Below are 23,950 nucleotides of genomic sequence, written 5' to 3'. Positions count from 1 at the left end.
CTTAACAATTGGCAATATTAATTTGCAAGAGTTCCGTCAATGGGACAGAACATTGTCCAAGATTAACCGCATATAAGTGATCAATATGGGATCGCGTTTCTACCGGACACCGTAAACGTCTGTCTATGAGAGGTATAAAATGAAAGCAATGCTTTCCGCAGTTTTAGTTGTTTGTTCGATTTTCTTCGCAATCTCGGGCAATGCCGCTTCCCTATCCCAAGGTATTCCTTACTACGGTGAAGAGTTTTACAAAGACCTGGCAAACGGCGCTTCCAATGGCGCATTGGTCGCTCGCCTGCAGCAAATTCTGCGCGGCGAACACAAACAGATTCCTGGCAAGTACGATGAAGTTTCAGAGCATTGCTCTGGCGAAGGTTGCTACCAACACATTTCTTTGGGCTACGATGGTGCTCGCGCTTGGTTGATGGGTACTTACTACCTGACTCAAGTAAACGGTCACTACGCTGTTAGTGACGTTTATTGTGGTGTTCTTCGTACAGACGAAGAATTCCCGGCTTCCCGCGGACCCGCTCCTGGCAAATACCCAGATGGCAACATCCTGAATACAGAGCACACTTGGCCACAAAGCCGTTTTTCCGGCCAATTCAACACAGGCATGCAAAAATCAGATTTGCATCACTTGTATCCAACAGACAACGAGTTGAACTCCATCCGTGGCAATTACGAATTCGGTGAAGTTGCACGTGATGCTAAAAAATTGAAATGCCCCGTTTCCCGTTTCGGTAAACCAGCAGTTGGCGGCAATGACGTGTTTGAACCACCTCAAGCCCACAAAGGCAACGTTGCTCGCGCCTTGTTCTATTTCTCTGTTCACTACAGCCTGCCAATCAGCCCGCGCCAGGAAGCGTTCTTGCGCAAATGGGACAAAGAAGACCCAGTGGATGATGAAGAGATGGCTCGCAACAACGCGATTCATATGATTCAAGGTAACAGAAACCCATTCATCGATTACCCTGAATTGACTGACAAAATTAATAAATTCTAAATTGAATTCAAAAGAGCCAAAGGAAACTTTGGCTCTTTTTTTTATCTGATCTCTGACAACTTTCCCCGGTCCAGATTTTCTTTTTCAGACCATTTCGATAGCCTTGCCAAGAATCCACCTAAACAAGGAGTTCGTTGTGAAGCTATCGCTCATCATTGCAACATTATTGTCCGCTTTCGTCGCCGCCAATGCTTTTGCCGAAGTTTCAGATCTTGAAAAAGAACTGGCAAATCCATTCGCCAATCTTACGACTCTGCCTTTGCAATACAACTTTTACACCAACACTGCGAAAAGCTACCAAACACAAACAGTGTTTAACGTTCAGCCGGTGTTCGCAGCTCAAATGTCTGAAAGCTGGAGTCTGGTAAATCGTGTGATCATCCCCACGGTTACTTCCCCACTTGCAGATGGCACAGACAGTGCCTCTGGAGTATCTGATCTGATATACCAGGGCTTCTATGTTCCAAACACTTCCGGTCCATGGGCATTTGGCTATGGCGCGATGATCGCTTTACCCACTGGAGCGGATGAGCGAATTTCAAGTGGCAAATTCGGCGCAGGGCCTGCCCTCGGTATCGTTCATACTTCCGAATACCTTTCAGTGGGCGGCCTGATCTATCAGAATTGGTCCTTTGCCGGAGACGATGACCGGAAGGATGTTAATTTACTGACCATTCAACCACTCCTTTCCTATCGCATGGGTGGCGGCTGGTCTTTCTCCCCTTTGAATAATATTACATATGATGCGACCTTGAACGGCGAACAGTGGACCGTCCCGGTGGGAATCTCTTTTACAAAACTTCTTCTTCGCAAGGCCGTTCCTCTGAATCTGGTTTTCGGCGCATTTGGTCGCGTGGTGCATCCCGATGGAGCCCCTGATGTGGAGGGCAAAGCCCAGATGAATTTAGTATTTTAGAAGTTGCAACTTACATTCTAAAAACGAGCCTTTTCTGTCTCAAAACCGGGTCAAAGATCTGCTAAAATCACGCGAATTGATACAATTCCAGATTTGACCCGGATCAAAACAAATCAAACATAAACTTATATACAAGAATACCGATACGTTCTGCATGAAGTTCGAGAAGGGTCCTTCTTATAAACCTATGCAAATGCCCATATACCGTGAAAAGCGATTGCTCCTTTTTATCCCCTCAGCGCTTTTGCTCATCGCTGCTTTGGCTATTGTCACGCTTTGCCCGGTGAAAGACTCCAAGGACTCGGTGCGAATTTTTGCCAACCAAAGTAAAAAACCAAAAACTGCCATTGCCCAAAACATCAAGCCCCACCGCTCCCCCAGTTCCATGGCCAAGTAACCCCGTGCCAACGAACAAGCTGCACCGGAAATGACGAAAATATAGAATGACGGTAACTTACTTAGAACTGGAGGCCCCATGTTTGCCGCTCGCTATATACCTGGAGAACACAAACTAAAAATTGAAGATATTCCGAAACCGACGGCGGGCCCCCGTGAAGTCGTACTTAAAATTCGCGCGGCCGGCATCTGCCATTCGGACCTGCACGTGTTGCACGGTGAAGTGTCCTACGATCATCCTTTCACCATGGGACATGAGGCCTGCGGTGAAATAGTGGAAGAAGGGGCCGACGTAAAAGGGCAATTCAAAAAAAACACCCTGTATGCGGTCCACGGACCTAATCCTTGCGGCGATTGTGATTTCTGTCGTGCGGGAAAAGACAATCTGTGTGACAGCCCGACACGGCAGTTTATTGGCTTAGGCACGGACGGCGCTTATGCGGAATACTTAAAAGTTCCAGCACGAAATATCGTGGAAGTCCCCGCCGGAATTTCAGCAGAGGTCGCGGCTGTGGCCACCGACGCCGTACTTACCCCGTATCACGCGATGAAAACTTTGGGCGAGGTGCAAACCAACTCTTCTGTTTTGGTTATTGGCCTTGGTGGATTGGGAATGAATGGTGTACAGATCGGCCTGGCATTGGGTGCAAAAGTTGTCGCCTCTGATTTGCGCGAGGAAAGCCTGGCTCTGGCAAAACAAATGGGCGTTCAGGAAGCCTACAACTCCAAAGATCTGGATACGAAAATCAAAAATAGAAAATTCGACGTGGTCGTTGACTTCGTGGGAGCCGAAGCAACATTTAAAACAGCACAGAACTATGTGAAGAACGGGGGCACTATCGTACTGGTTGGTTTGGGCGCCATGACGGTTCCTGTTTCAACCATAGCCTTTGCCAGCTTTCAATTGCGGGTGCAGGGATCCTTTTGGGGAACTCATCAGGAGATGAAGGAAATCTTTGAGCTGATCGCGCAAAAGAAAATAAATCCTCAAGTTGAGACCGGTAAAATGAATGAGGTCAATCACTGGCTGACGGAACTTTCGGAAGGAAAAATCAAATCCAGAATGGCGCTCCTTCCCTGACTGAATCATTCGGAAGGAGCCCGTAAAAAATCTTAGTTACAGTATTTACCCCAGGTGTTGGCTAACTTATCACCGACACCGATGTGCAGGGATGCACTGCCGTAGTGACCGATCGCGCGGATGCGACCTGCTTTACGCATTTTGCAAAGTTCAGAGAAAGCCTTCGTTGCTGTGGAAGTACTTGCAAAGCGCACGTCAACTGAAGTCCCGTAGGGATGACGGCCTGCTGCTCCACCAACGTTTTTGTTGTAGGGTTCGGGTCTCCACCAGTTGTAAATCTGGCTGACTTTCAACCCCTTCGCCTGAAGATCTTTGATCACCTTCACTGCCGTGATTGGATACTTCCACGTCGATTCATCCGGATGAATCAATACATGGGTTTGACTGGATCCATAAGTACATTTGAATGTGTTGTAGCTGCTTGGATTTGGACGAATCAACTGAGCACACCATGAAGAGTTCGAAGTTTCGGATGCACATCTTGCCAAAAACTTTTCTTTCTTATCAAGTCCCAGACGAACTTGATTTTCCTGGGAGTTTGACGCCTTCACACAACCGAGCGCCAAAATATCATCACCGACTCCCGTGTCCGCTGTTTCAGAATGATCATGACCGTCGTGGCCTTCGTCCTCGTTTTCACCATTAACGATATGGTCCACGATATCTTCTGAATCTGTGGCTGTGGTATCAGTTACTGCGTCGGTTGCATCTGTGGAATCATCTACTGCGAAATTCTGCTCATTTTCAATTTCGGAATTTTCTGTCTGTTCTGTGAATTGATACTCACCACTATCTGATCTTTGACAAGAAACGGAAACTAGACCAAGAGTCGCGGTCACTACGGCACTGAATAAAAGTTTTCTATTCATCGTTCTCCCTCTGGCGCCTTGTTTTTGCGCAATAACAGAAGGGTAACCTTGCAACGCTGCAATTTTGAAAACCGAATGACAGATGTGCAAAGAACTGGTGGTAAGTTCTGAGACTTTGGTTTGAAAAATTATGAGACTATTTAAGCAACGATAACGAGATGCGAGAACGCTCGGAACTGAGCGAGTTTATTCACAAATTCCTTGTTGGCTGACAAATGGTTGAATTGAAAGCCGACCTCTGCTATTCTTAGGGGAATGGTTTACTCAGTTGTTCGCACTCATTCTATTTCCAAAACACTTCCACCTCAGTGTGGATTGGTTTTGAAGTTTATTTCTTAAGCCGCAGAGTCAGCCTCTGTGGCTGATTTCGTCATTTAATTTTCAAAAATTAAATCCCAAAAATTGAATCACTCTACAAAGGAGTTTAGTTATGGAAAACCTTCCATCTCTCGTTATCACTCATGATGACTATCATAAAATTTCAGCCATTCTTTCTTTTGCCAAGGCCTCCGTTGCCGAGCAACTGGAAGAGGAATTAGGCCGTGCTCACCTGGTTGCTAATGAAGACCTCAGCAAAGATGTCGTCGCAATGAACTCGTCTGTGACCTTCATCGACCTGGACGCGCACAAGGAGCAATCCGTTACCTTGTGCTACCCGAATGACGCCAATATCGAGGAAGGCAAAGTTTCAATCCTGGCTCCCATTGGCGCAGCTCTTATTGGTCTGCGTGTAGGTCAGGAAATCAGCTGGCCGCTGGCTGATGGTAAAGTTAAACGCATTCGCGTAAGTGCCGTTTCCCAAAGTTCAATCTGAGCCCGTGCAAAGTCCGGTGCGAATGTGCACTTTCCTGAGGAGCCTTAGAAAGACTGATAGCCTATACCCAGAAACAAACCTCATAAGGAGGAGTTATGGCTACAGTTGGTAAAAAAGGCGACAATCACAGAGAAGGTGCCGTTCGCAAACGCAGCCAGGTGTTCAACTCGCACACCGAACGCTGGGTCGAGCGGGATTCGACGACGGGACAATTTATCAACGTAAAAGCGGATAATAAACCGTTCAAAGGCGTGCGCAAAGAACGATAATTCATTAAGCCTGGATCAGCGTTTCCGATAAGAGGGTTCTACGAGGAGCCTTCATGAAACGGATTCTAGGCTTAGGTCTTGCTGTCTCCAGCTGCGCCTTTGCGTTTACATTAACTTTTCCTACCAGCTTAGAGCTGAGTTCAAGAACTCCAGCTCAGGCACCGTTTCATTCCGCAACAGAAGACGAAATGGCCCATCCGCCCTGCCTGAATCAGGATCATATTCGCCGTAATAATTTGAAAAACTTCATCGCGAAGTATTCTGATATTTCAAAACTGGAATTGCCTGCAATCAGTGAAGTCTCTGGTATTCGTTTCGTGAATGAACACCCCGAGCTGGTTTATCGTTTCATGCAATTGGTAACGCCACCGGATGACCGTATTTTCAGCAGTAACAAACTGAAGCCCGACGAAATCAAAAAAGCCTTTGGCAAACCGAATGGCTGCGAGAAAGTGCTCTGCGCAGTTCAACGTCTGTTCGGCAAGGAAGAAGGTCCACTGATTCTTTTACTTCTGACAGAATACGACTTAAATCTTTCTCACTATGTCTGGAACAATGCCGCTTCGTGGAGAGCCTCTGAAATTCGCGACATCATGAAAGCGATTGAAGCAACTCCCGGACACTTACTGCCATTGGACTTGAATCAAAAAATGATCCATTTCAAAAGAGGCTTCGGCTATAAGGGCTTGGATAACGTGATTGCCAATGCCTCGATCGAAATCTTTGATATCTGGAATGAGGAAAAGCAACCTATTCGTCAGTACTCCATATATCACGAGTTTGCCCACAACTGGAGCTCCATGCATGCGAACAACATCGATGTGTCTCCAGAGTGGATAAAGATCTCTGGTTGGCAGTCACAGGAAGGCGATCCACGCCTGGCTGATAATTGGAAAATGCATCCTGGCACCGAGCAGGTTTCAATTTATGCAAAAACAAATCCTTTCGAGGATTTTGCTGAAAGTGTCTCCGCCTATCGCTATGCCCCTCACCGTCTGAAATCCGTAAGTCAGAAGAAGTACGACTTCGTAAAAAATGTCGTTTATGGTGGCATGGAATTTAATGGCTCCTGTCCACGCGCCAGCGACTTTACTTTGAAATATGGCACTTCCTTTGCCCATTTTGACCTGGAGGCTGACGAGAACTTTGTCACTTCCGCCGCCCACCGTTGTTTCAGCCAAAACATTGCCGTGTTACGCGATCCACGATTGAAAGCAGGATTCTTATCATGCTTAAGTATTCGCTCGGCCACGGAAGTACTACGCAATTACGGTCAGGTTTTTGACGATGAAAATAAACCTTTGGCATTGTTTGACATTATCGGCGATGCCCGCGTTCGCTTCCCGACAATCGAACGCCGTGGCGCCGCCGTTTTGCAAAGTATCCTGACAGAAAATCTGTTGGTTCACCAAGCGGAAATGCAAAAGGCTGTAGCATCCAAAGAATGCGATTACGCTTTTGATGCCGCCAAAACTGAAGAGCAGTCCAAAGTACTTGGAGTGAAAAACTACGAATTGTACTTTGCCATCAAAGACCTCAGCCGTCTTTCCTGCCTGGCTCAGGTTGAAAGCAAAGTTACGAAAGTGACGCCGGATTCGATTTTCAAATCTTTGAAAGAATATTTTTAGTCTCTGGATTTTCGCTGAACCTTACGGTTCAATGAAGTGAAATGAGACTAACCACTTTAATATTGTCCATTACACTTCTGACTTCATGTCAGTCTTTTCGCGACTACTTTTACCGCGAGGGCATTCGTCCATTTACAAGTGATGGTTGCAGCATGAGTCCCAATGGGATTGATGACGAACCTTATGCGTTTTTAGAATGTTGCGTAAAGCATGACTACGCTTATTGGCAAGGTGGAACGACAGAACAAAAAGAACAAGCCGATCAGGCTCTTCGCACCTGTATTGCCAGTCACTCCACTGAAACTATTGGAAGAATTTATTATCGCGCTGTGAGCTTGGGAGGTGGTCCCCAGTTTTCGACCCAGTTTCGCTGGGGCTATGGATGGGAGCACAACCGGGGTTACAAGCCCCTGACCAGTCAGGAACTTTACTTTGTGGAAAATGAATCCCGAAATATACGTTGGGATTTGATTTACAAATCCCTGCACAAACCGGATTAAACCTTAATCAGCGTCCGGGCCTTCTGGCTGTTCAGAACCTTCCGGTTCCCCTGGTGTGGCAGGTTCGTTTGGCTCTCCGCGCTCAATTTGATCTGCCTTTTCCGCTTCCTCTTCGGAATCCACAGATTCTTCAGGCGGAAGTTCCGGCTTCTCTGTTTTCAGCTTTTCCTCTTCAATACGGGACGGTGTTTTTGCAAGGACACTGTTACACGAAGGTTTAGCTCTGAAAAAATGCTTCCACATTTCTTCGCCGTCCTTACCTTTGATTTCAGGTTTTTGTAATTCAGACCCCATGTAGGAACTGGTTTTGGAGTACTCCTTAAGTTTTTTCAATCTTGGCAGTTTGCGCTCCCCATCGCACTCCCCTTGGGAGGCCTTACCACCTTCTGCGATGAAGCTATAGGCTTTTGGTGGAGACTTTCTGCGCGCCAAAGCGGCTGAACCGGGGTTTAGGATCGGTTGAAGGAGCAGAACACTGACTAAGATGGTGATTTTTTTAAAGCTGATTTTTAGCATATTAAAAATGCTATCTGAAACCCACGGATCAAGCAAGACACTGACAGACCTCGTCTAAGATTTTGACACTCAAACGATACCTTTCCATTAATACAGGGTCGTGAGTTTCCCCCCGTTTCATAAGGCCATCAGGTATAACCACCTCATGAAAAAACACCTGGTTTTAATTGTCCTGACGATGACTTGCCTAATCTCCGCTTGCGGACCCGACGCCAACCTTTCCAACCTTGATCTGAACGCTAACGATACAGCCATCATTAATGGCACCAAGGTCTCCACCAGAACTGGTGATGGCTCCCGCGGGGTTGTGCTATTCCTTCCCGTAAATAGCATCGGTATGGCGACAAGCATTTGCACGGCCACCCTGCTTAGTGATCATAGCGTTCTGACAGCGGCGCACTGCTATGACAAAAAGAACCCGACACTTGCAGGGTTTAAAGTCATCTTTGCCAATAACAAGGGCATCGCAACCCGCGAATCACTTAAACGTGAGGGCACTCACGTGGTCACGCACAAAGAATATCGCAAAACCAAAATCGGTCTTTTGAATGATATCGCCGTGGCCTTCTTTGACGGTGGTATTCCAGAGGGCTTTGAGCCCGTAGACATCGAACGTGATATGAACGTGAACTATCAAAATCGCTTTTTGAATGTTTACGGTTACGGAAAAAACCGCGACTCCCGCGAGATCATGTCTGTGGGTTTTGGAAGTGCGGGTGACCTCTACAAAGCCGTTATCAAATTGAACGGCGCTTATGGCTTGATGCAGGACCGCTACAATATTTTAAGCAAAGGCAACACGCAGTTTATTTGTAGTGGTGACTCCGGTGGTGGCCAGTTTATCACAGTGAATGGCAAGCCCCGCCTGGTGGGTGTCACGTCTTCGGTCACGGGAGTTAAAGACTTCCTGGGTCACGTTTCTTGCACTGAAGGGCGCTCGACAGCGATGAAGGTTGCTTACTACGCCAAGTGGATCGATGAAGTTCACGCGATATACGGAAAATAAAAAAAGGCCACCCGCGAGGTGGCTTTTGCTTTTTATCACAGAATTATCAAATTCAATCTGATTCACGGCTCCCCATGATACAAACAAGTATTGTGGGAAAATCGCCTCATGGGTGCACGCTTCTCGTTTAGATTGATCAAAATTACTTGTTGCCTTTTGTCCGTCATATTTTTTTCGACGAAGTCTTACTGCGCGTTTCAACTGCGCGATGTTAATCCACAACAACTTGCCAACTCCATCGTGGCGTTGATGTCTTTTTCTGCTATCCCCGATCTGGCTTCAAGCTCACTCGCAGTGAACAACGCTCAGACAGGCAATCCCGCCATCGCCATGACTCAATTCGGAGGCGGATTTACTATCAGCTCCTCCACACCGGTTTACCTTGAAGGGGCCGCAGCCTACAGTCGCTACGATCCCAAATTCATTGCTACAGATGGCACGGAGACTCGTTCTGTGCCGCTAAAGTGGAACTCCGGAACTCTTCAAGGTGGTGTGGGTTGGGACTTTAATATCTATGATGGCTGGGTGATCCGCCCGATTTTCAACTTCTCCCTGGGCATGATCTTTAGTGATACAGAGATAGGCGCCTCTGTTATTGCCGACTATAAGGGAATGGAGAACTGGGACTTTCTGGACAATGGCAACCTGACGGTCGGAGGCATGGGCGGAGCAGTGATGCTGGCCTACGAATTTCATGACGACCAGGAGGGCCGCGATGTGGACCTACAGCTTCGCTATTCATACATCCATTTACAAAGTATGGGAGGCAGCCGTTCTGTGAGTGGATATTCTGATTCAGAAACCACGAACATCTACTATCGCTGGCGCGCTCCTATGTTTGATTGGCACCTTCTTGGTGAGCCCTTTCGCTATGTCCTGGAAACATCGGGCTCTCACTACATGGGCGATCAAACCGGTGTTTTGGGCTTTCATTATTTGGCCACTGTCGGAGCCGGGGTGGAGTTGGACTCCAGCGCCTATCCCGTGTGGGTAACCAGAACCCGCTTAGTGGGACGCTACATGTTTGGAGATAACGTCAGCGGTTGGTCCGTGGGCTTGGCGTGTTCGTTCTAAAAACGTTGTGTGCTGTGCAACAATCAATGTGCCAATCACTATTTTTATGTGTCTAAAATATTCTTTCATTGCACATTCGCTTAAGGTAGAAACTGAATGTGGGTGCAAAGAATCGATCTACCTTATTTGGTGAAATTACAAAGTCCAGTCAGATGGTTCAAAGAACCTTGGACTTCGATTGGGCGTCCACCGAATTGGGGCCAATTGAGAGTTGGGATTTTGGCTTAATCAATTCCTTGCGTATTCTTTTTAATTGCCCTGTCGGGATGTACTGCACCTGGGGCCCCGAACGCCGAGTGCTCTATAATGATGCCTATGTTCCGATTTTAAAACATCGCCACCCCAGAGCACTGGGTTCCCCACTTCATGATGTGTGGCCCGAGGTTTGGGACCAAGTTGATGAGATTGCCACAACAGTTGAAACCGGAGGAACAGTCCTTGCCGCCGATGTGCAATTCGACATCGAAGTCGAAGGCAAGCCTCGGGAAAACTATTACACCTACGGAAACTCGCCCCTGTTCAATGCCAAGGGGGAAATCGCCGGCATGCTGTGCACGATACTCGACACCACTGTTTCGGTGATCAGAAATCACACCACAGAGGAAAACCTCGCAAAAACCATTCGCGAACTGCAGGCCGCAAAAATGACCGCCGAAAATGCAAATCTGGCAAAATCAGCATTTCTGGCAAACATGTCCCACGAAATTCGCACTCCCCTGGGAGTCATTCTGGGATTTTCTGAAATTATCGGGACTCAGGACCTTGAAGCCGAGGAGCGAGAGCAGTACTTCGAGGTCATCCAACGCAATGGGGCTTCACTGACTCGCATTATTGATGACATCCTTGATCTGTCCAAAATTGAAGCCGGAAAATTCGAACTGGAAAAATCACCGGTGAATATTCGTAGCCTTACTGAAGAAGTCTTGGGCATGTATTCGGATCAAGCCGCAAACAAAAACATTCAGATCAAATCCGACCTTGAGGAAATCAAGGATCTTGTTGTGATCAGCGATTCAGTTCGTATCCGGCAGATTTTATTGAACCTCATCGGCAATGCAGTCAAGTTCACTTCGACGGGATCTGTGAGCATCTTTTGTCGTGTCAGCCAAAGAGCTGACAACCAGAAAGAAGTCACCTTCCAGATCGAAGACACCGGCATTGGTATGACTCAAGAGCAAAGTGACCGTTTGTTTCAACCCTTCACTCAGGCGGATGCCACATCCACTCGCCGCTTCGGGGGGACTGGACTGGGGCTGGCACTCTCAAAGAATCTTGCGCATGCACTGAATGGCGACGTCAGAATCGTAAATTGCGTCACCGGTAAAGGATGTATCTTTGAATTTTCATTCCAGGCAGAGGTGACCAATGCGCTTCCACAACCGAGCACTCCGCAGAATGAGCAAAATATTACTGATACTTCGCTTGAAGGTTTCAAAGTTCTTGCCGTTGACGATTCACCTGACAATCAAGAATTGATCCAGACTATTTTATCTCACGTCGGTTTGGATGTTACTGAAGTAAAAAGCGGCGAAGAAGCTATCAAGGAAGTCTTACAACGTAACTATGACCTTGTCCTGATGGATATACAAATGCCCGGCCTTGATGGCTTTGGCACCCTTTCAGAGCTGCGCAGCCGAGGCTTTAAAGCCCCGATCATCGCCTTAACAGCACACGCCATGAAAGAGGACCGCGACCGAGCCCTTGCGGCGGGTTTTGCAGACCACGTGACCAAACCGATAAACTCTCATGCGCTTGTGCAGACGATTCGCTCTTACCTAAAATAAACCGCGCTTAAGTTAACAGTCCCCATGTCTGCAAAAGATCACTATCCCGATGCCAGCGTTCGCCGATATCGGTCCGATAGAACATATTCGGGATTTGAATGTTTTTGATTTTAGAATAAGCCTCTTTGCGAGCCTCATCCATCGTGGAACCCGCCCCCGAGACCACCAGCGAGTAACCCGAGGTACCGGTCAACAGCCACTCACCGTCGACCTTCTTTACTTCACAGGGATAAACGCCATCTGCAATGGGTTTCTTAAATACGACCGGGGCATCTTCAGAAAACTTTCTGAAAGTATCGTTATCTGAAAATGGAAAAGGCGGCACTGCAACCACGACTGCAAGCTGTAGTCCTTTTTTTGTGCGCAATTGAAAATCCTGACCAGCAGCGAGGGCATACATAAACTCGCCCCATTTGGACAGTATGCCTTCCAATTGCAAGTTCAGCGTCGGATAACCAAAGCGTGGCGTGAACTCCAGAGGGTAAACTCCCCGGGCATTAACTATACAGTTGATATCAAAGTATCCCACATACCCTTGAATTCGGGATTCCATTTTTGCCAAAGTCTCGCGAAAGATTTTCGTATCAGAGGCCCAGAATCCGGTCGTACCCATTTCTCCGGTGGCAGGTCCGATATCTCCATTCATTAATTTCTTATGTTCAAAGTTAATCAGCGCCGGCAGGATGAATTTCCGACCGTTAAAGAAAGCCCCTACGGCCACTTCAACTCCCGAGACAAACTTTTGGATTTGAAAACTGCGAATCTTGCGGCCCCAGCCCTTACGATAGCGTTCAAGGATGGTGACGACGTCTTTGCCGTCTTCTTCCTGCCCTACGTAAGAGAGCACTTTATCATTCTGGGCCTTGCCGCTGGGCTTGACCACATAGCGTCCTGGATTGTCTTTGATGAACTGAATGGCACTGTCAAAATCCTGGAACTCCCATGACGGAATTTTGGTAAGCCCTGCGGCCTTCATTTCCTCAGAGCCAAACTCCCGATCAAATTCCAGGCGATCTGAATATTTGGTGCCGCCGACAACTTTATGACCTTCTTTACGCAGCTTTTCGCAGATGTCACCGAAATCGGAATCATCGAAAATAATCGCATCTGCCCAGGATTTATGTTCTTCCCAATTTTCTATTTTATCGACGAAGCCATCCCCGACTTCTTTCTCAGTTTTAGACAGGACCGTGTATTTGACTTCGTGACCTTCTTTAAGGATTTGCGAGGCCAATGCATGCAATGAGGACCAACGAGTCACAAATAGAAATTTCATTCCTATATTGTAGGATGGATTCGAATAAAAAAAAGGCTTCGAACGAAGCCTTGTGGGTTTACATTATTTGCTTCCTTACGAAGCCAATAACGCAACTCAGAACCGATATCGGTTCTGCAGTGCAGCCTCGCCTATAGCTTGGCTGCCGCTTTATATTTTGAAATTAGTGAGACTCAAGAGCCAGATTAAAATCGAATTCTGAAATGGCTTCGATGCCATCTTCTTCCAGCAGATCTTGCAACTCTACCTGAGCATCAAGATTCTTATTAACATCGTCGCTGACGAAACTTGTTTGGAAGATGATTTTCTTTTTAGAGTTCTCAACACCGATCACAGCTACTTTGCCGTCGATGCCTGTGATGAATACGCCACCCAGCTCATCAGCTGTTGCTTGAAGTTCTTTGATGTGTTTTTTGATAAGTTCAGCAGCTTCAGTTTTAAAGTTTTTCATAGACAAACCGTTACCATCCGACGGGGTTTTTGAACATAAAAAAACCCCGCGAAAGCCATTGACGCACCACCCAAATAGCCACTCCTCACGGACTTTCAGCACTAACTCCCGTCAGTCATGTTTGCCGCTTTACAGTTCGTGGAACATTTAAATCTCTTTGTCAGCCCAAATTGCCCGCAGTATATTTGTTCTAATTCCTACTAGAGATCATCGGAAATGGAATTGAATTTGAACAACCTTGGCTTAAATCTTTCTAGTTTTTCCGCAAAACTTCTTGCTGTCAGTCTTTGCACCATCATGGCCGTGCCGTCCGTGACTTGTGCAAAACCACTCGTGCTAAAGTTTGCTGGCGAGATCAAGACCTTGCCAGCAATAGCCTGAAACAAATCAATGACGATCTTTATTCATGCCACGCTTATCGTCTCTTTGCTCATTCTTTTCATCAAAATCCATATCATCCGGTTGGTCATCAATTTCATTTAAATTTGAAGCTTTTCTTTCCTCCGTAAGACGGGACTTATCAGAACGTCTTTGCTCGTCGTTCTCACGATCAGATTGAGGATTTACTTGAGAGGAATTTCTTCTCTCCTGATCTTGTCCCGTACGACCTTGATTAGAGGAATTGCGATTCTCATCTGGTCTAGACTGTGGATTTTGATTCGGCATAAAAACTCCTTTTGATAACCCTTTATTGGGTACCTCAAAGTACCTTTATATCTACCGATCCCCTATCGAGAATGTGATGACTCTCGACAGTGGAATCACCATCAGGAAATAGAAATGCCTACTTTCGTAGGCACTTCAGGACTAGAATTAAGTTTTATATTTTAGAACGAGAACTCTTATGTTCCACCACGAATTAAAAACAAGAGAATCAGAATAGGAATAGGAATTCCGAGCGCCCAGAGTAGAATCCAGCCAATGGCGCCTTTAGAGTTTTCAATCGGATTATACGTCTTCATTAGAAACCTCCTCATTTCACCACGTCGATCATGCGACGATCATTACATAAAGCCCCAATCATACCGCCCAATACTGAAGCGATCATCGCAAGGACGATGGCCACAAAACTACTCCAACCAACTGCTTTAAGAGCTGTGGCGGCGGCTTTTCTCGCTTCCTCTAACGTCTGATCAACCTTCTCTTTTACCACTACGATGGTTTTATCAGCCTCTTCCGGAGATATCCCCGCTTGTGCCGCCAAATAATTTTTTGCACTTTCCTGATCTCCACGAATTAACCGGGAGGAAAGTCCTTTTACAACCATCTCTGGATCGGAAGCGAGCTTTCTACTGCCCAGGCTGTCTTGAATAAATTCCTGGATTAAGGGAGCTTGAGTGGAAGCGATACCACCTGCCGCCGCGGCCGTGGCGCCTAAAGCTGCGCCAGTGACTTTACCTAAGGCCGCAACAGAAGCCATCGCGTGACACACAACTAAAAGCGTGCAAATGCCACCCACCAAAAGCCCCTGCATCACACCAACCACATCAACTTTGCGACGAGCAATTCGGACTGAATAGTAGCTGCCAGCAAAATTTCCGACTATCATTGCAACTACGATGCTTACTCCAGCAAAAACGCCCGCATTTTTGGCTGTTGATCCATCCTCCAGACCAATTCCACCGAACGCGACAGACAGTGCTAACAATCCAATAATAGTAACGATACCGATTACCACACCAGCAAGAGCTGAGCGCCAACACACTAGATGACGATGCTCATATGAATCAATATTGGCCATATACACATCCTTTCCCTATTAAGTGAATGGTGGATGAATTCCTGACCGTTACAACTGCTTTGCCGTATTAATGTCCTAAGACAGATGTCATTTAACTATTTATGGTGAATGGTCATAATTAATACTGAACGCTTGATGAAATGCACAGACCTAGCAACCATTAGATATGGAAAGCATTACAGCGCTGGGATTAGTAGCCGGAGTTTGCACAAGCCTCTGCGGCTTGCCTCAGGTTATAAAGATTTACAAAACTAAATCTGGAAAGGACGTCTCATACAAGACGTACATCATCCTCAGTATTGGAACTGCTCTTTGGATTATTTATGGAATTGCTAAAGATGATCTGGCAATTACGATCACGAACTCATTAAATATCGCGATTAACTTTTTACTTCTCACTCTTAAATTTAAATACCAATAGCTTTGAAAACTGGGGCTCAATTCACGAGCCCCTTCCTTTGTTGGAAACAGAACCAGCTTAGTAATCAGAACTTGGACAAGATTCCGTAACCATTCTTTGCGCCGACTTCAGATCCTCACGAGCTCGTTCAACTTCTTGTGGATATCTTTTCAAGCAGCTGCCCTCCATAAGGTTCAAATAGAACTCATAGAGCTTTGCGGCTTTTCTTGCCCCATCGCATATTCCCGCAGCCGGTTTATTCAGTCCTTCGCGCTTCACAAACGCATCATGGACAGGATCGAGGGCGCTATTTTCACAAGCAACCACTGGTGCTTTGTATTTACCCTTCCCATACATGCCGCCAGCAGACTCGCCCTGATTTTTTCCGGGTGCCTTATTTGAAATACCTGGTGGTCTCATTTCTGAAGCTGGAATCAAATTCTTTGGATCTTTTCCACCCGCACTCTTAGCAGCCATCACTTCCTGGCATGCCTTGAAACTCGAACAAGGACTGACTTTTTCGTCATTAATCCGATACATGGGCCAATCAAAGTATTTATTGAAAGACTGCCTCTTACCATCCGGATATTTAATATCCACGAGTGCAAAGCTTCCGTTCAGAGGCTTACCCTGATGAAATCGCATTAGAATCGATTGCTCGCCCAGTGAAGCATTTTGATCTGACTTGTAGGTCATTTTTAGATAACCATAACCCTGTGCCAAACCATCCACACATTGCCCACTCCAACGATGAGCCCGCGTCGGAACGACTTCTGGATTCAAGAGCTGACAGCCCTCTTGAGTACGAACCATTGAAAACGGAGGATTTGCGATAATGAATTTTCTGATTTTGTCACATTCAACTGAACGTGAATCACCTTGCAAGCATTCTACCGGCTCGAGCGTGCCCACCATCATCAGCCATCCATGGGTTGACTGTGCATAGAGACTTTTATCCACGATTTTGCCGTTAACCATCTGGACGACGAAGGCTTTGGTTTTCGCTCCTGAGGGTGAAACCCTGCTTAACCAATTCATTCCTTGCGCCAAACCGTTGGGACAATCGCCGCCCCAAGACCACTCATAATCAGTGGACATCCAAATTCCTTTTAAATCCAGACGGCACCCTTCGACCGATTGGATCTTAAGGGCCATGGACCCTGCATTTGATTGAATCGAAAATCCCAGCATGAATGCCAACAAAATAAGACGCACATGAACTCCTTTTATAATTTTGTATAGACAGGACTTTTTAAGGCATCTGACGGGCTTTTTATTAATTAAATTGATGAAATTTGAAATGACTTCAAATGCTATTTGAAGATCAGATTCTTTATTACTCTTTATGTGGAACCCCTGCGGCGTTGAATTTCTGCACCCGATGGTTGCTATGATCGGCGACCCAACAAAAGCACACACAACGCAACTGACGAAGTTGCTAAGAACACGGCCGCAATTGGTAAAATTTGTTGCGCCTTGAGTACACCGATCAATACAGATGCAATCGCACCTGAAGCCATTTGTAAAAAGCCAATCATTGCTGCAGCACTTCCGGCATTCTTAGCAAACGGGGCTAGGGCTAACGAGGCAGCGTTTGGATTGGAGAACCCCACGCAGGATAGATATAGGAATAAAACCACCAACGTCCCTATTAAGCCGAAGGCACCATAGAAGGTTCCTAAAAAAAATGCGGCTCCCATGCTGACCATTCCGATAAGTCCACCAAGTAAGATCTTGCTGTTAGTAAAACGCTTTAAAAGAATCACGTTGACTTGCGAAGCACCGATTAGCCCTGACGCCAGCAACGCAAAAATAAATCCGTAAGTCTGTTCGCTGACTTTGAATATTTCCATAAAGATCGTCGGTGAAGCCGCTAGATATGCAAACATTCCAGAAAACCCGATGGCTCCGGCCAAAGCGTAAGTATAAAAACGTGGATTTTTAAGAATTGCCCAATAATTTTTTACGATCATCAGCGGGTGCAAGGATTGCTGTTTGTTTGGGACATAAACTGATGGAAGAAAGAACACTGATAAACACAATACAAAACCACCCAGGGCCGCAAGCACCCAAAACAAAGACTGCCAACCCAGGTAAGTGGCTAAAAGACCACCCACTGTCGGCGCTAAGAGTGGTGATAAACCTAAAATTAAAATCAGAAGCGATAAGACCCTGGCGCTTTCTTGAGAAGAAAAATAGTCCCGGACCATTGCCATTGCAGTTACGCCGGCGGCACAGCCACCAATCGCTTGGATAAAACGAAAAAATATTAATGCTTCGACGGACTTTGAAAAAGCACATCCGATGGATGCTAAAATGTAAATAAGAAGTCCCATATAGAGTGGAATTTTTCTGCCGAAACGATCTAAGAACGGTCCGTAAAATAATTGTCCAGCAGCTAAGCCGACAAAATAACTGGAAAGTGACATGGCCACTTGTGAAACTGTCGTGCCCAAGCCTTCTGCCATCTTAGGAAAAGCTGGTAAGTACATGTCAATCGAGAATGGTCCCAACGCCGTAAGGGCACCAAGCACAAGGATCAGGGATGTTTTATTAAAAGTCTTTTCGCTCACATGAATCCTCGTTGGAAATTTAATTGCTAAAAATCGACCTGAACAGCCACGATGAAGTCATTGGGGCTCACCGGGGGCTAGTAAGATTTTGTGATTCCAAGGTTCGGGCGATGGATGCTTCAAACTCTTTGGCGAAATCTTCGGCTACCCGTCCTTTCATGAAGGCTGGGTTGGTGATTGTTTCGATCAGTTTTTGCGGGGTCAACTCCAAACCAAACCATTGAACACCCTCCGCATCGACGTGCGACCACTCGGGGCCCATATCTTTAAAGCCCATACCCTTGTACATAACAACGCCTTCCGCTGTATTATAGGTGTAAAGGCGTTGTGCCTGAGCATTAAACTGCGCAGGGCGATCCGAGCTGAAAACACTGCTAAAGAGCTCCAACAATATCGCTGAATAGCCGACACGGCGTTGTCCAGAACCTTTGGAAATCGCGAATTTCACTGGCTCAAAAATCTGTCCGGTATAAATAGCAAAAGGCTTCGTTGTATCAGCATGCATGTAATTTCTTAGAGCATCGTCCACCATTGGAGGAATCGCGGATCTTCCGTCATGAACGTAGTCTACCAAACCAGGGCGCGGAAGCTCGTAATGGGGACCAAAGAATTCCTCCATGGGAAGAACTTCTAAATTGGTTGTATAAGCTAAATCCTTGGTGCTGAAAGGTGACGATTTCGACGGCAGGAAGCGGATATCCAGATCACTCAGACGTTCTTCCCAGCGATTGGTTTCTTTATTGAAATACCGATACTGAGCATATGTTGAGCGAGTATAACCGATACTCCCAACAATTTTCCCGGGAGTATTATTTTCGTTGGCTTCCCTAACGACAACATAGTCAGTTTTTGTAAGAGCAGAAAACGCTTTAGCGACTAGCTGCTCGATGAAATCAGGAGTCCAATTTCTGCGCTCGTATTGACCTAGAGAAAACTTAAGAACGTCTCCCAGGCTATCATCAAGACGTTGCTTTCCGGCGATATTGGCCCGATCCATTGCGATCCACAATTCATTAGAATTCATTTCACCAACAGAACCGGTCTTTGAAATATCATTGAAGATGCGTCTACCAAGATCGCCTTTGTCCCAGCCGTATTCTTCAGACAATTTTTCGAGCTCTTTCAAAACTTCCCGCGGAAGACCCTCATGTACCTTGATTTCGTGTTTTTCGATAAAAAGAGGTCCACGTCGATACGTGGTTTTTTCGTAGTAAGTCGTGCTAAAAATATCCGAACCATTGGAGCGGCCTACGTAATTCGAAATGGGAATTCTTTCGATGTTGGCCTGCGCGGATGTTTGATCTGTAAAAAAAAGTCTCGCTTTGGAATTTGATTTCTTGGAAAAAATGGACCGCTGAAGCTGTTGCAATTCACTCGTCAAAGCAGGGACATCCGGTATCTCCTGGGGCTGCAAATCACGCGTTCTGGCATTCCTCCACAGAAGCTGATACTTGGTATTGGCAGGTCGAGTAATCGAGGAGGCAAAGACACTCTCACAGGTAACAGGACTGGCGTCCGCCGCACAGGCAAGAACCAGCGTAAGGACGCTTACCACGTGTCTAATATATCGACAGTATGATGCTCTGGCCATGGCTCTAACCTCACTTGAGTCTATCGCAGACTCTGCCCTTTTGAGATTGCAAAGCATGTGCTGGGACGGCTTAAGAGCGAGGCTTCGCTCCAGCTGCAAAAAAGGCCTGGGAGACGAGGCCTTCGATCAACCCCTTGCCTTCATCATTAGAGTCCTCAGTTCCATAGCAAAGCATCCCCCCGGCTATGAGGGCCTGGATAGTCGTTGCAGCCAATTGTGGGTTTTCGCACGTAAAAAAGCCCGCAGCTTTTCCCGACGATAGCAATGCCGCGATACGATCATTCCCCGCCTCTACGGCGACTGTATTGAGGGCGCGATTCTGTTTGGTATTCACACAGGTGGTGACAAACGAAAGCCAAACTTGCGCATGCAAACGCGAAGAATCCACCCACTTAAAACACGAACGAACATAGGCTTCGAGCATTTTATCAGGTGTTTTGGCACTCGACATCGCGTCGATAGCGAAACGTTGAAAAAGAAGGCGCACATATTTGATCGCAAAAATGCGCAGCTCTGCTGGATCTTTGAAATAGTGAAGTAAAGCAGTTCTTGAAAGATCGGTATCACGCGCGATCATCTGCATTGTTACCTGATCCCAACCTTTTTTTGCGTAAAGCTTCAAGGCGCTTTCCAAAATCAAAAAGGCTTTGCGCTTGCCTTTCGGGTCATCCATGCGCAGATAAATTTCACTAAAAACGGTGTAAGTCAGGTCATCTTTAGGGATTCTCATATATATAAATTATTGTCTAAAAACCGATACTTACAACGTTATTTCGACATGGTCTGAAGAATTTTTGGCGCATCGCACTGTGGGCGGATATATTTGCCACAACTTAAAAACAAAGCGGCCTTGCCCGCAAGGAGAAAAGTATGAAAACGTCAATGTTATTGGGATTCGCAGTAGTAGCAATTTCTTTGTCCGCGCAAACATCTTTCGCTCAAGACAAAATGTGTTTCAGAGCTAAAAGCGGCGAAGCAACAATTAAATCTCTTACAACTAACAAATCAGAGAATGCATGGAAAATTGAAGCTTCTATAGAAGCTCCATCATTGGATGAAAATGGGGAGTTCATTCCACCAAGATTTAACTTGAAAGCTAAATCCGCAACTATGGAATACAACACTATCGCAATTCACTTTCCTGACTTTGGCGAGGGAAATTTTATCGTTGAATGCGACGGTGGAATGGTCGAGTTGTCTGCCGCGGTTAATGGTCTTTATGCGAATTCAAAATCTCTACGTGGTGCTATTGCTTCCGACAACACTTGCGGTGAATCAGATGCTGTTATCGTTCTTAAAAATCTTAATTTAGAAGAAACAGTTTGCGCTGAGTAATTCCACTGACGCGACAAATAGCGATTTCGCAAAAAAAGCCATTCGAAAGAGTGGCTTTTTTTATGGGCATAAAAAAACCCGCATTTCTGCAGGTTTGATATTTCTCTCAGAGGCTCATTTCCGGAGAAACTTCCATCAGAACGCATCCGATGAACAAAATTTGGTAGTGAGAGGCGGACTTGAACCGCCGACCTACGGATTATGATTCCGTTTTTCTAACCAAAAGTTCAATATTTTTTTCTAAAAAAGCTGCTTCGCGTTATAATGTTTGGTTTAAAATGCACCATTTGAGGGCATCAAAATAGACCTCACTTCTTTCAAGACTCACTGTTTGGGTCGGGATGTATGGAAGACTGCGATAATATCCATGCGGCAAATAGCACGAATATTTGATACTGTTCCTCCCTCAATCTTTCGACAGGGATCGACGGCAAAGTTGCAATCCTCTCAGGGAGTGGAGTTAAAAATGTCTTACGTTCTTCAACAAGAATTGTTTCTGAAAACTTTGTGATCAAATGATCAACAATAGTCGTTTTTAAATCATCGGCTTTCTCTTTCATAAATACCCCTTTCATCTTGAAAAAGATAAATAGGGGTTTTCCCATTTGAATTATTCCTTAAACATTCGATGATATTTTTTACTCAGGGTCTTAGATTGATCCCTCATTGGATGTGAAGTTTGGATCGTCCGAAGAATAGCACCGCAAAACTGTAGTTCATTCTGATGCGCTTGGATTAAATCATTTGCGAAGCTCAGCTTAGCCTTAGAAAGAAGTCTCCACTCAATTCGGTAAATTTCCTCATCTATACTCTTAAACTTGTCGTTAAATTGAGCTATCTGCTTCTTAAACCTAGCTCTCTTTTCTTCTTTCATTCGTGTCTGATCTAACTTTCTCTTAAGTTCAGAGACTTGGTGGGATTTGGAGTAACAGCTAATAACCAAATTAGTAGATTTAAAGTAAGCCCCAAGAGATTTCGATATTCCTCTAACATATAGCTCTGGCTGGTAAAAAGAGTTACCAGTCTTCAGAATCCAATAATCTTTTTTTAAATCATCCAAAGGAGCTGAGCATTTTCCAGCAAGATAATGACGACAGATATCCAGTCTTGTCAGATAAAAATGAAGATTTAGCTTTGCGACACTATTAAGAAGCATTCTTATTGCGACCCAAGCTGTAACCTTCAAGAAGAACTCCCCCTTTAAAAGAATTTTTATAGAATTGTGATTTATTTCGACATTCACGCCACCGCGAACATAAATCTGCCTGTAACGCCCCAAACAGTTGGCTTCAGATAGCTTAAAAAGTGTAAATACTTCTTCAAGGATGAGTTCATGCTTATTTTTCCTTTCCCAGTCGTATGAAAAAAATGGTTTTTCAAAAGGAATTCGCAGCTCAAGCGTATCGATCGCTGGAAGATCAACTAGTCTTATCACTTTTCACCTGCCTGGCCTTTTCATTCAATTCGTTTTTTGAAACAAATCGTACTTTTATAAAACGTGCGCCGACAAATTTGCTTGTATAATAGAAGACACCCAGTCGTTTTAACACTGGTAGATTCAATGGAAGACCTTTTAATGAAGTGGTGTCTTCGTTCATGTGGCCAAAAACCGCTGCATGAAACAAATTTTGATGAATCTGAAGCTGACTCACTAAATTTGCTTGCGTCGCAACCAAGATATACTGCTGATACTTTCGTGCGGAGGTTACCAGATGTTGGAGATTCTTAATTAGATCTTGGTTTAACTGATAGGCCTCATCTTTTGAGGAGGCAGTTGAAAATGACTCAAGCATCTCATCAACAACGAAGAGCCATGGCTTCTTTCCTTTAAGATTCACATCGTCAGCACGCCATGCCTCCCCAAGAGTTTCGTAATGGCCTAGATTAATCGAACGCTGGTATTCTCTTCCTTCTTTGATTTTTTCGAGAAGCCTCTTTTTTCCTTCCATAGTACCAGAATCAAAAATGTTAATGCCCGCCACTTCAGACAATGATGCAAATGATCCATGAGGATCAGAAATGACTACCTCACCATTTCTATGTTTTTCCAAGAATGCCAGAATGTAGGCTCTAAGGAAGGATGTTTTGCCTCCACCTGAGCGAACCATCAAAATCAAAGTATGATCTTCAGGCTCAAACTGCTTTCCATTCTGGTCCGAGAATAAAAAACTCGTTCTTTTGAATTTGAATATTCCTTTTCCACTGAAGTTTGCTTTTTCAAAGATTATAGATTTTTTTTCAAATCTAACACCAACAAACTTGTCGTCATTAAATAGCTCGGAAAGCAACGCAAGATTATCTGAGAAGCTCATGCTCGTTTTGTTTGGTTTAAAAATATAAGCACCATTGCTCCACGATCTTCTAATTTCGGTATGATCATTTGCGAAACCATTTCTTTTCAATGTTTCAAGCGTATAGACATTTCTATTCGCTAAATTGTTTCGCAAATACGAAATCACAGCGATCAGAAAAGTTATAAAAATAGCGACGTACACGGAGGCACGGGACGGATCTTGCCGTCCCCATGCGATAAATTTGTCCCAATTCATCTCAATTACTGTTTTTAGATAAATCATGCGAGCCTCGTTACCTTTGCATTGCTGAAGCCTCTTCTTCCCTCAAATTCATAAGCACGTCCCTCAATAACAACTCTATCGCCAACTTTGATTGGGCCAATTTCCTTCAATTTGACTGAGTACAGGAGCGATTCAGTAAATTGCTTGT

The 23,950-nt window shown here is 45.4% G+C and carries 27 protein-coding genes, 1 tRNA gene and 1 riboswitch; of the genes, 14 read left to right on the top strand and 14 right to left on the bottom strand.

Annotated features, from left to right (window positions below; genetic code table 11):
* Window positions 1–48 precede the first annotated feature (48 nt).
* Window positions 49–146, top strand: a riboswitch (purine riboswitch).
* From AAAA73_RS01250 to AAAA73_RS01235, 4 genes are all read left to right on the top strand, one after another.
* The gene (locus tag AAAA73_RS01250; RefSeq protein ID WP_340596328.1) at window positions 140–1,006 is read left to right on the top strand and encodes an endonuclease I family protein; all 867 of its coding nucleotides are present in this window, start codon (window positions 140–142) and stop codon (window positions 1,004–1,006) included. It overlaps the preceding riboswitch by 7 nt.
* Window positions 1,007–1,142: 136 nt before the next feature.
* On the top strand, window positions 1,143–1,922 hold the full coding sequence (locus AAAA73_RS01245; RefSeq protein WP_340596327.1) for a hypothetical protein: 780 nt from the start codon (window positions 1,143–1,145) through the stop codon (window positions 1,920–1,922).
* Window positions 1,923–2,076: 154 nt separating this feature from the next.
* Window positions 2,077–2,319: a hypothetical protein gene (locus AAAA73_RS01240; RefSeq protein ID WP_340596326.1), complete on the top strand. Its 243-nt coding sequence runs from the start codon at window positions 2,077–2,079 to the stop codon at window positions 2,317–2,319.
* A 78-nt stretch (window positions 2,320–2,397) separates the two neighbouring features.
* Window positions 2,398–3,399 carry a zinc-binding dehydrogenase gene (locus AAAA73_RS01235; protein WP_340596325.1) on the top strand — a complete coding sequence of 334 codons (1,002 nt, stop codon included), beginning with the start codon at window positions 2,398–2,400 and terminating at the stop codon, window positions 3,397–3,399.
* 32 nt (window positions 3,400–3,431) lie between these two features.
* Here the strand turns inward: AAAA73_RS01235 and AAAA73_RS01230 are convergent, their stop codons facing one another.
* On the bottom strand, window positions 3,432–4,268 hold the full coding sequence (locus tag AAAA73_RS01230; protein WP_340596324.1) for a hypothetical protein: 837 nt from the start codon (window positions 4,266–4,268) through the stop codon (window positions 3,432–3,434).
* 430 nt (window positions 4,269–4,698) lie between these two features.
* Between AAAA73_RS01230 and rnk the strand changes: the two genes are divergently transcribed.
* The 4 genes from rnk (at window position 4,699) to AAAA73_RS01210 (ending at window position 7,479) form a co-directional block, all read left to right on the top strand.
* Window positions 4,699–5,082, top strand: coding sequence for a nucleoside diphosphate kinase regulator (gene rnk / locus AAAA73_RS01225; protein WP_340596323.1), 384 nt, complete (start codon window positions 4,699–4,701; stop codon window positions 5,080–5,082).
* Window positions 5,083–5,177: 95 nt separating this feature from the next.
* Window positions 5,178–5,351: a hypothetical protein gene (locus AAAA73_RS01220; protein WP_340596322.1), complete on the top strand. Its 174-nt coding sequence runs from the start codon at window positions 5,178–5,180 to the stop codon at window positions 5,349–5,351.
* A gap of 53 nt (window positions 5,352–5,404) precedes the next feature.
* Window positions 5,405–6,979: a hypothetical protein gene (locus AAAA73_RS01215; protein ID WP_340596321.1), complete on the top strand. Its 1,575-nt coding sequence runs from the start codon at window positions 5,405–5,407 to the stop codon at window positions 6,977–6,979.
* 41 nt (window positions 6,980–7,020) lie between these two features.
* Window positions 7,021–7,479 carry a helicase gene (locus AAAA73_RS01210; RefSeq protein ID WP_340596320.1) on the top strand — a complete coding sequence of 153 codons (459 nt, stop codon included), beginning with the start codon at window positions 7,021–7,023 and terminating at the stop codon, window positions 7,477–7,479.
* Between the two features lie 3 nt (window positions 7,480–7,482).
* Here AAAA73_RS01210 and AAAA73_RS01205 read toward each other — a convergent pair whose 3' ends face one another.
* On the bottom strand, window positions 7,483–7,995 hold the full coding sequence (locus tag AAAA73_RS01205) for a hypothetical protein (RefSeq protein WP_340596319.1): 513 nt from the start codon (window positions 7,993–7,995) through the stop codon (window positions 7,483–7,485).
* A 145-nt stretch (window positions 7,996–8,140) separates the two neighbouring features.
* On the opposite strand from AAAA73_RS01205, the gene AAAA73_RS01200 reads away from it, so the two are divergent.
* The 3 genes from AAAA73_RS01200 (at window position 8,141) to AAAA73_RS01190 (ending at window position 11,859) form a co-directional block, all read left to right on the top strand.
* Window positions 8,141–9,001 carry a S1 family peptidase gene (locus tag AAAA73_RS01200; protein ID WP_340596318.1) on the top strand — a complete coding sequence of 287 codons (861 nt, stop codon included), beginning with the start codon at window positions 8,141–8,143 and terminating at the stop codon, window positions 8,999–9,001.
* Window positions 9,002–9,157: 156 nt separating this feature from the next.
* Entirely contained in the window at window positions 9,158–10,075 is a 918-nt protein-coding gene (locus AAAA73_RS01195) for a hypothetical protein (protein ID WP_340596317.1), read from the top strand.
* 152 nt (window positions 10,076–10,227) lie between these two features.
* On the top strand, window positions 10,228–11,859 hold the full coding sequence (locus AAAA73_RS01190; RefSeq protein WP_340596316.1) for a response regulator: 1,632 nt from the start codon (window positions 10,228–10,230) through the stop codon (window positions 11,857–11,859).
* Between the two features lie 7 nt (window positions 11,860–11,866).
* Here AAAA73_RS01190 and AAAA73_RS01185 read toward each other — a convergent pair whose 3' ends face one another.
* Window positions 11,867–13,135 (bottom strand): phosphoribosylglycinamide synthetase C domain-containing protein, encoded by a 1,269-nt coding sequence (locus AAAA73_RS01185; RefSeq protein ID WP_340596315.1) that lies wholly within the window; start codon window positions 13,133–13,135, stop codon window positions 11,867–11,869.
* A gap of 163 nt (window positions 13,136–13,298) precedes the next feature.
* Window positions 13,299–13,586: a hypothetical protein gene (locus AAAA73_RS01180; protein WP_340596314.1), complete on the bottom strand. Its 288-nt coding sequence runs from the start codon at window positions 13,584–13,586 to the stop codon at window positions 13,299–13,301.
* Between the two features lie 216 nt (window positions 13,587–13,802).
* Between AAAA73_RS01180 and AAAA73_RS01175 the strand changes: the two genes are divergently transcribed.
* A complete protein-coding gene (locus AAAA73_RS01175) occupies window positions 13,803–13,967 on the top strand; it encodes a hypothetical protein (RefSeq protein ID WP_340596313.1) in 165 nt (54 codons plus the stop codon).
* A gap of 6 nt (window positions 13,968–13,973) precedes the next feature.
* Here the strand turns inward: AAAA73_RS01175 and AAAA73_RS01170 are convergent, their stop codons facing one another.
* Both AAAA73_RS01170 and AAAA73_RS01165 read right to left on the bottom strand, forming a co-directional pair.
* Window positions 13,974–14,252 (bottom strand): hypothetical protein, encoded by a 279-nt coding sequence (locus AAAA73_RS01170; protein WP_340596312.1) that lies wholly within the window; start codon window positions 14,250–14,252, stop codon window positions 13,974–13,976.
* 307 nt (window positions 14,253–14,559) lie between these two features.
* Window positions 14,560–15,327 carry a hypothetical protein gene (locus AAAA73_RS01165; protein ID WP_340596311.1) on the bottom strand — a complete coding sequence of 256 codons (768 nt, stop codon included), beginning with the start codon at window positions 15,325–15,327 and terminating at the stop codon, window positions 14,560–14,562.
* Between the two features lie 166 nt (window positions 15,328–15,493).
* Between AAAA73_RS01165 and AAAA73_RS17380 the strand changes: the two genes are divergently transcribed.
* Window positions 15,494–15,748, top strand: coding sequence for a SemiSWEET family sugar transporter (locus tag AAAA73_RS17380; RefSeq protein ID WP_445292015.1), 255 nt, complete (start codon window positions 15,494–15,496; stop codon window positions 15,746–15,748).
* Window positions 15,749–15,805: 57 nt separating this feature from the next.
* Here AAAA73_RS17380 and AAAA73_RS01160 read toward each other — a convergent pair whose 3' ends face one another.
* The 4 genes from AAAA73_RS01160 to AAAA73_RS01145 all read right to left on the bottom strand — a co-directional run bounded on the left by AAAA73_RS01160 (window position 15,806) and on the right by AAAA73_RS01145 (window position 20,621).
* Window positions 15,806–16,942: a hypothetical protein gene (locus tag AAAA73_RS01160; RefSeq protein ID WP_340596310.1), complete on the bottom strand. Its 1,137-nt coding sequence runs from the start codon at window positions 16,940–16,942 to the stop codon at window positions 15,806–15,808.
* A 173-nt stretch (window positions 16,943–17,115) separates the two neighbouring features.
* Window positions 17,116–18,300, bottom strand: coding sequence for a multidrug effflux MFS transporter (locus AAAA73_RS01155; protein WP_340596309.1), 1,185 nt, complete (start codon window positions 18,298–18,300; stop codon window positions 17,116–17,118).
* Between the two features lie 67 nt (window positions 18,301–18,367).
* Window positions 18,368–19,855: a hypothetical protein gene (locus AAAA73_RS01150; RefSeq protein WP_340596307.1), complete on the bottom strand. Its 1,488-nt coding sequence runs from the start codon at window positions 19,853–19,855 to the stop codon at window positions 18,368–18,370.
* A gap of 106 nt (window positions 19,856–19,961) precedes the next feature.
* A complete protein-coding gene (locus AAAA73_RS01145; RefSeq protein ID WP_340596306.1) occupies window positions 19,962–20,621 on the bottom strand; it encodes a TetR/AcrR family transcriptional regulator in 660 nt (219 codons plus the stop codon).
* 140 nt (window positions 20,622–20,761) lie between these two features.
* Between AAAA73_RS01145 and AAAA73_RS01140 the strand changes: the two genes are divergently transcribed.
* Window positions 20,762–21,226: a hypothetical protein gene (locus tag AAAA73_RS01140; RefSeq protein WP_340596305.1), complete on the top strand. Its 465-nt coding sequence runs from the start codon at window positions 20,762–20,764 to the stop codon at window positions 21,224–21,226.
* A gap of 161 nt (window positions 21,227–21,387) precedes the next feature.
* Here the strand turns inward: AAAA73_RS01140 and AAAA73_RS01135 are convergent.
* The 4 genes from AAAA73_RS01135 to AAAA73_RS01120 all read right to left on the bottom strand — a co-directional run bounded on the left by AAAA73_RS01135 (window position 21,388) and on the right by AAAA73_RS01120 (window position 23,802).
* Window positions 21,388–21,461, bottom strand: a tRNA-Met gene (locus tag AAAA73_RS01135).
* An 82-nt stretch (window positions 21,462–21,543) separates the two neighbouring features.
* Entirely contained in the window at window positions 21,544–21,786 is a 243-nt protein-coding gene (locus AAAA73_RS01130; RefSeq protein ID WP_340596304.1) for a hypothetical protein, read from the bottom strand.
* Window positions 21,787–21,836: 50 nt separating this feature from the next.
* A complete protein-coding gene (locus AAAA73_RS01125) occupies window positions 21,837–22,661 on the bottom strand; it encodes a hypothetical protein (protein WP_340596303.1) in 825 nt (274 codons plus the stop codon).
* A complete protein-coding gene (locus tag AAAA73_RS01120) occupies window positions 22,645–23,802 on the bottom strand; it encodes a hypothetical protein (RefSeq protein ID WP_340596302.1) in 1,158 nt (385 codons plus the stop codon). Before AAAA73_RS01120 ends, AAAA73_RS01125 begins: the two co-directional genes overlap by 17 nt.
* Between the last annotated feature and the right edge of the window lie 148 nt (window positions 23,803–23,950).

This window comes from Bdellovibrio sp. GT3 (assembly GCF_037996765.1).
Lineage (GTDB): Bacteria > Bdellovibrionota > Bdellovibrionia > Bdellovibrionales > Bdellovibrionaceae > Bdellovibrio.
This window is presented reverse-complemented; position numbering and strand designations above follow the sequence as displayed.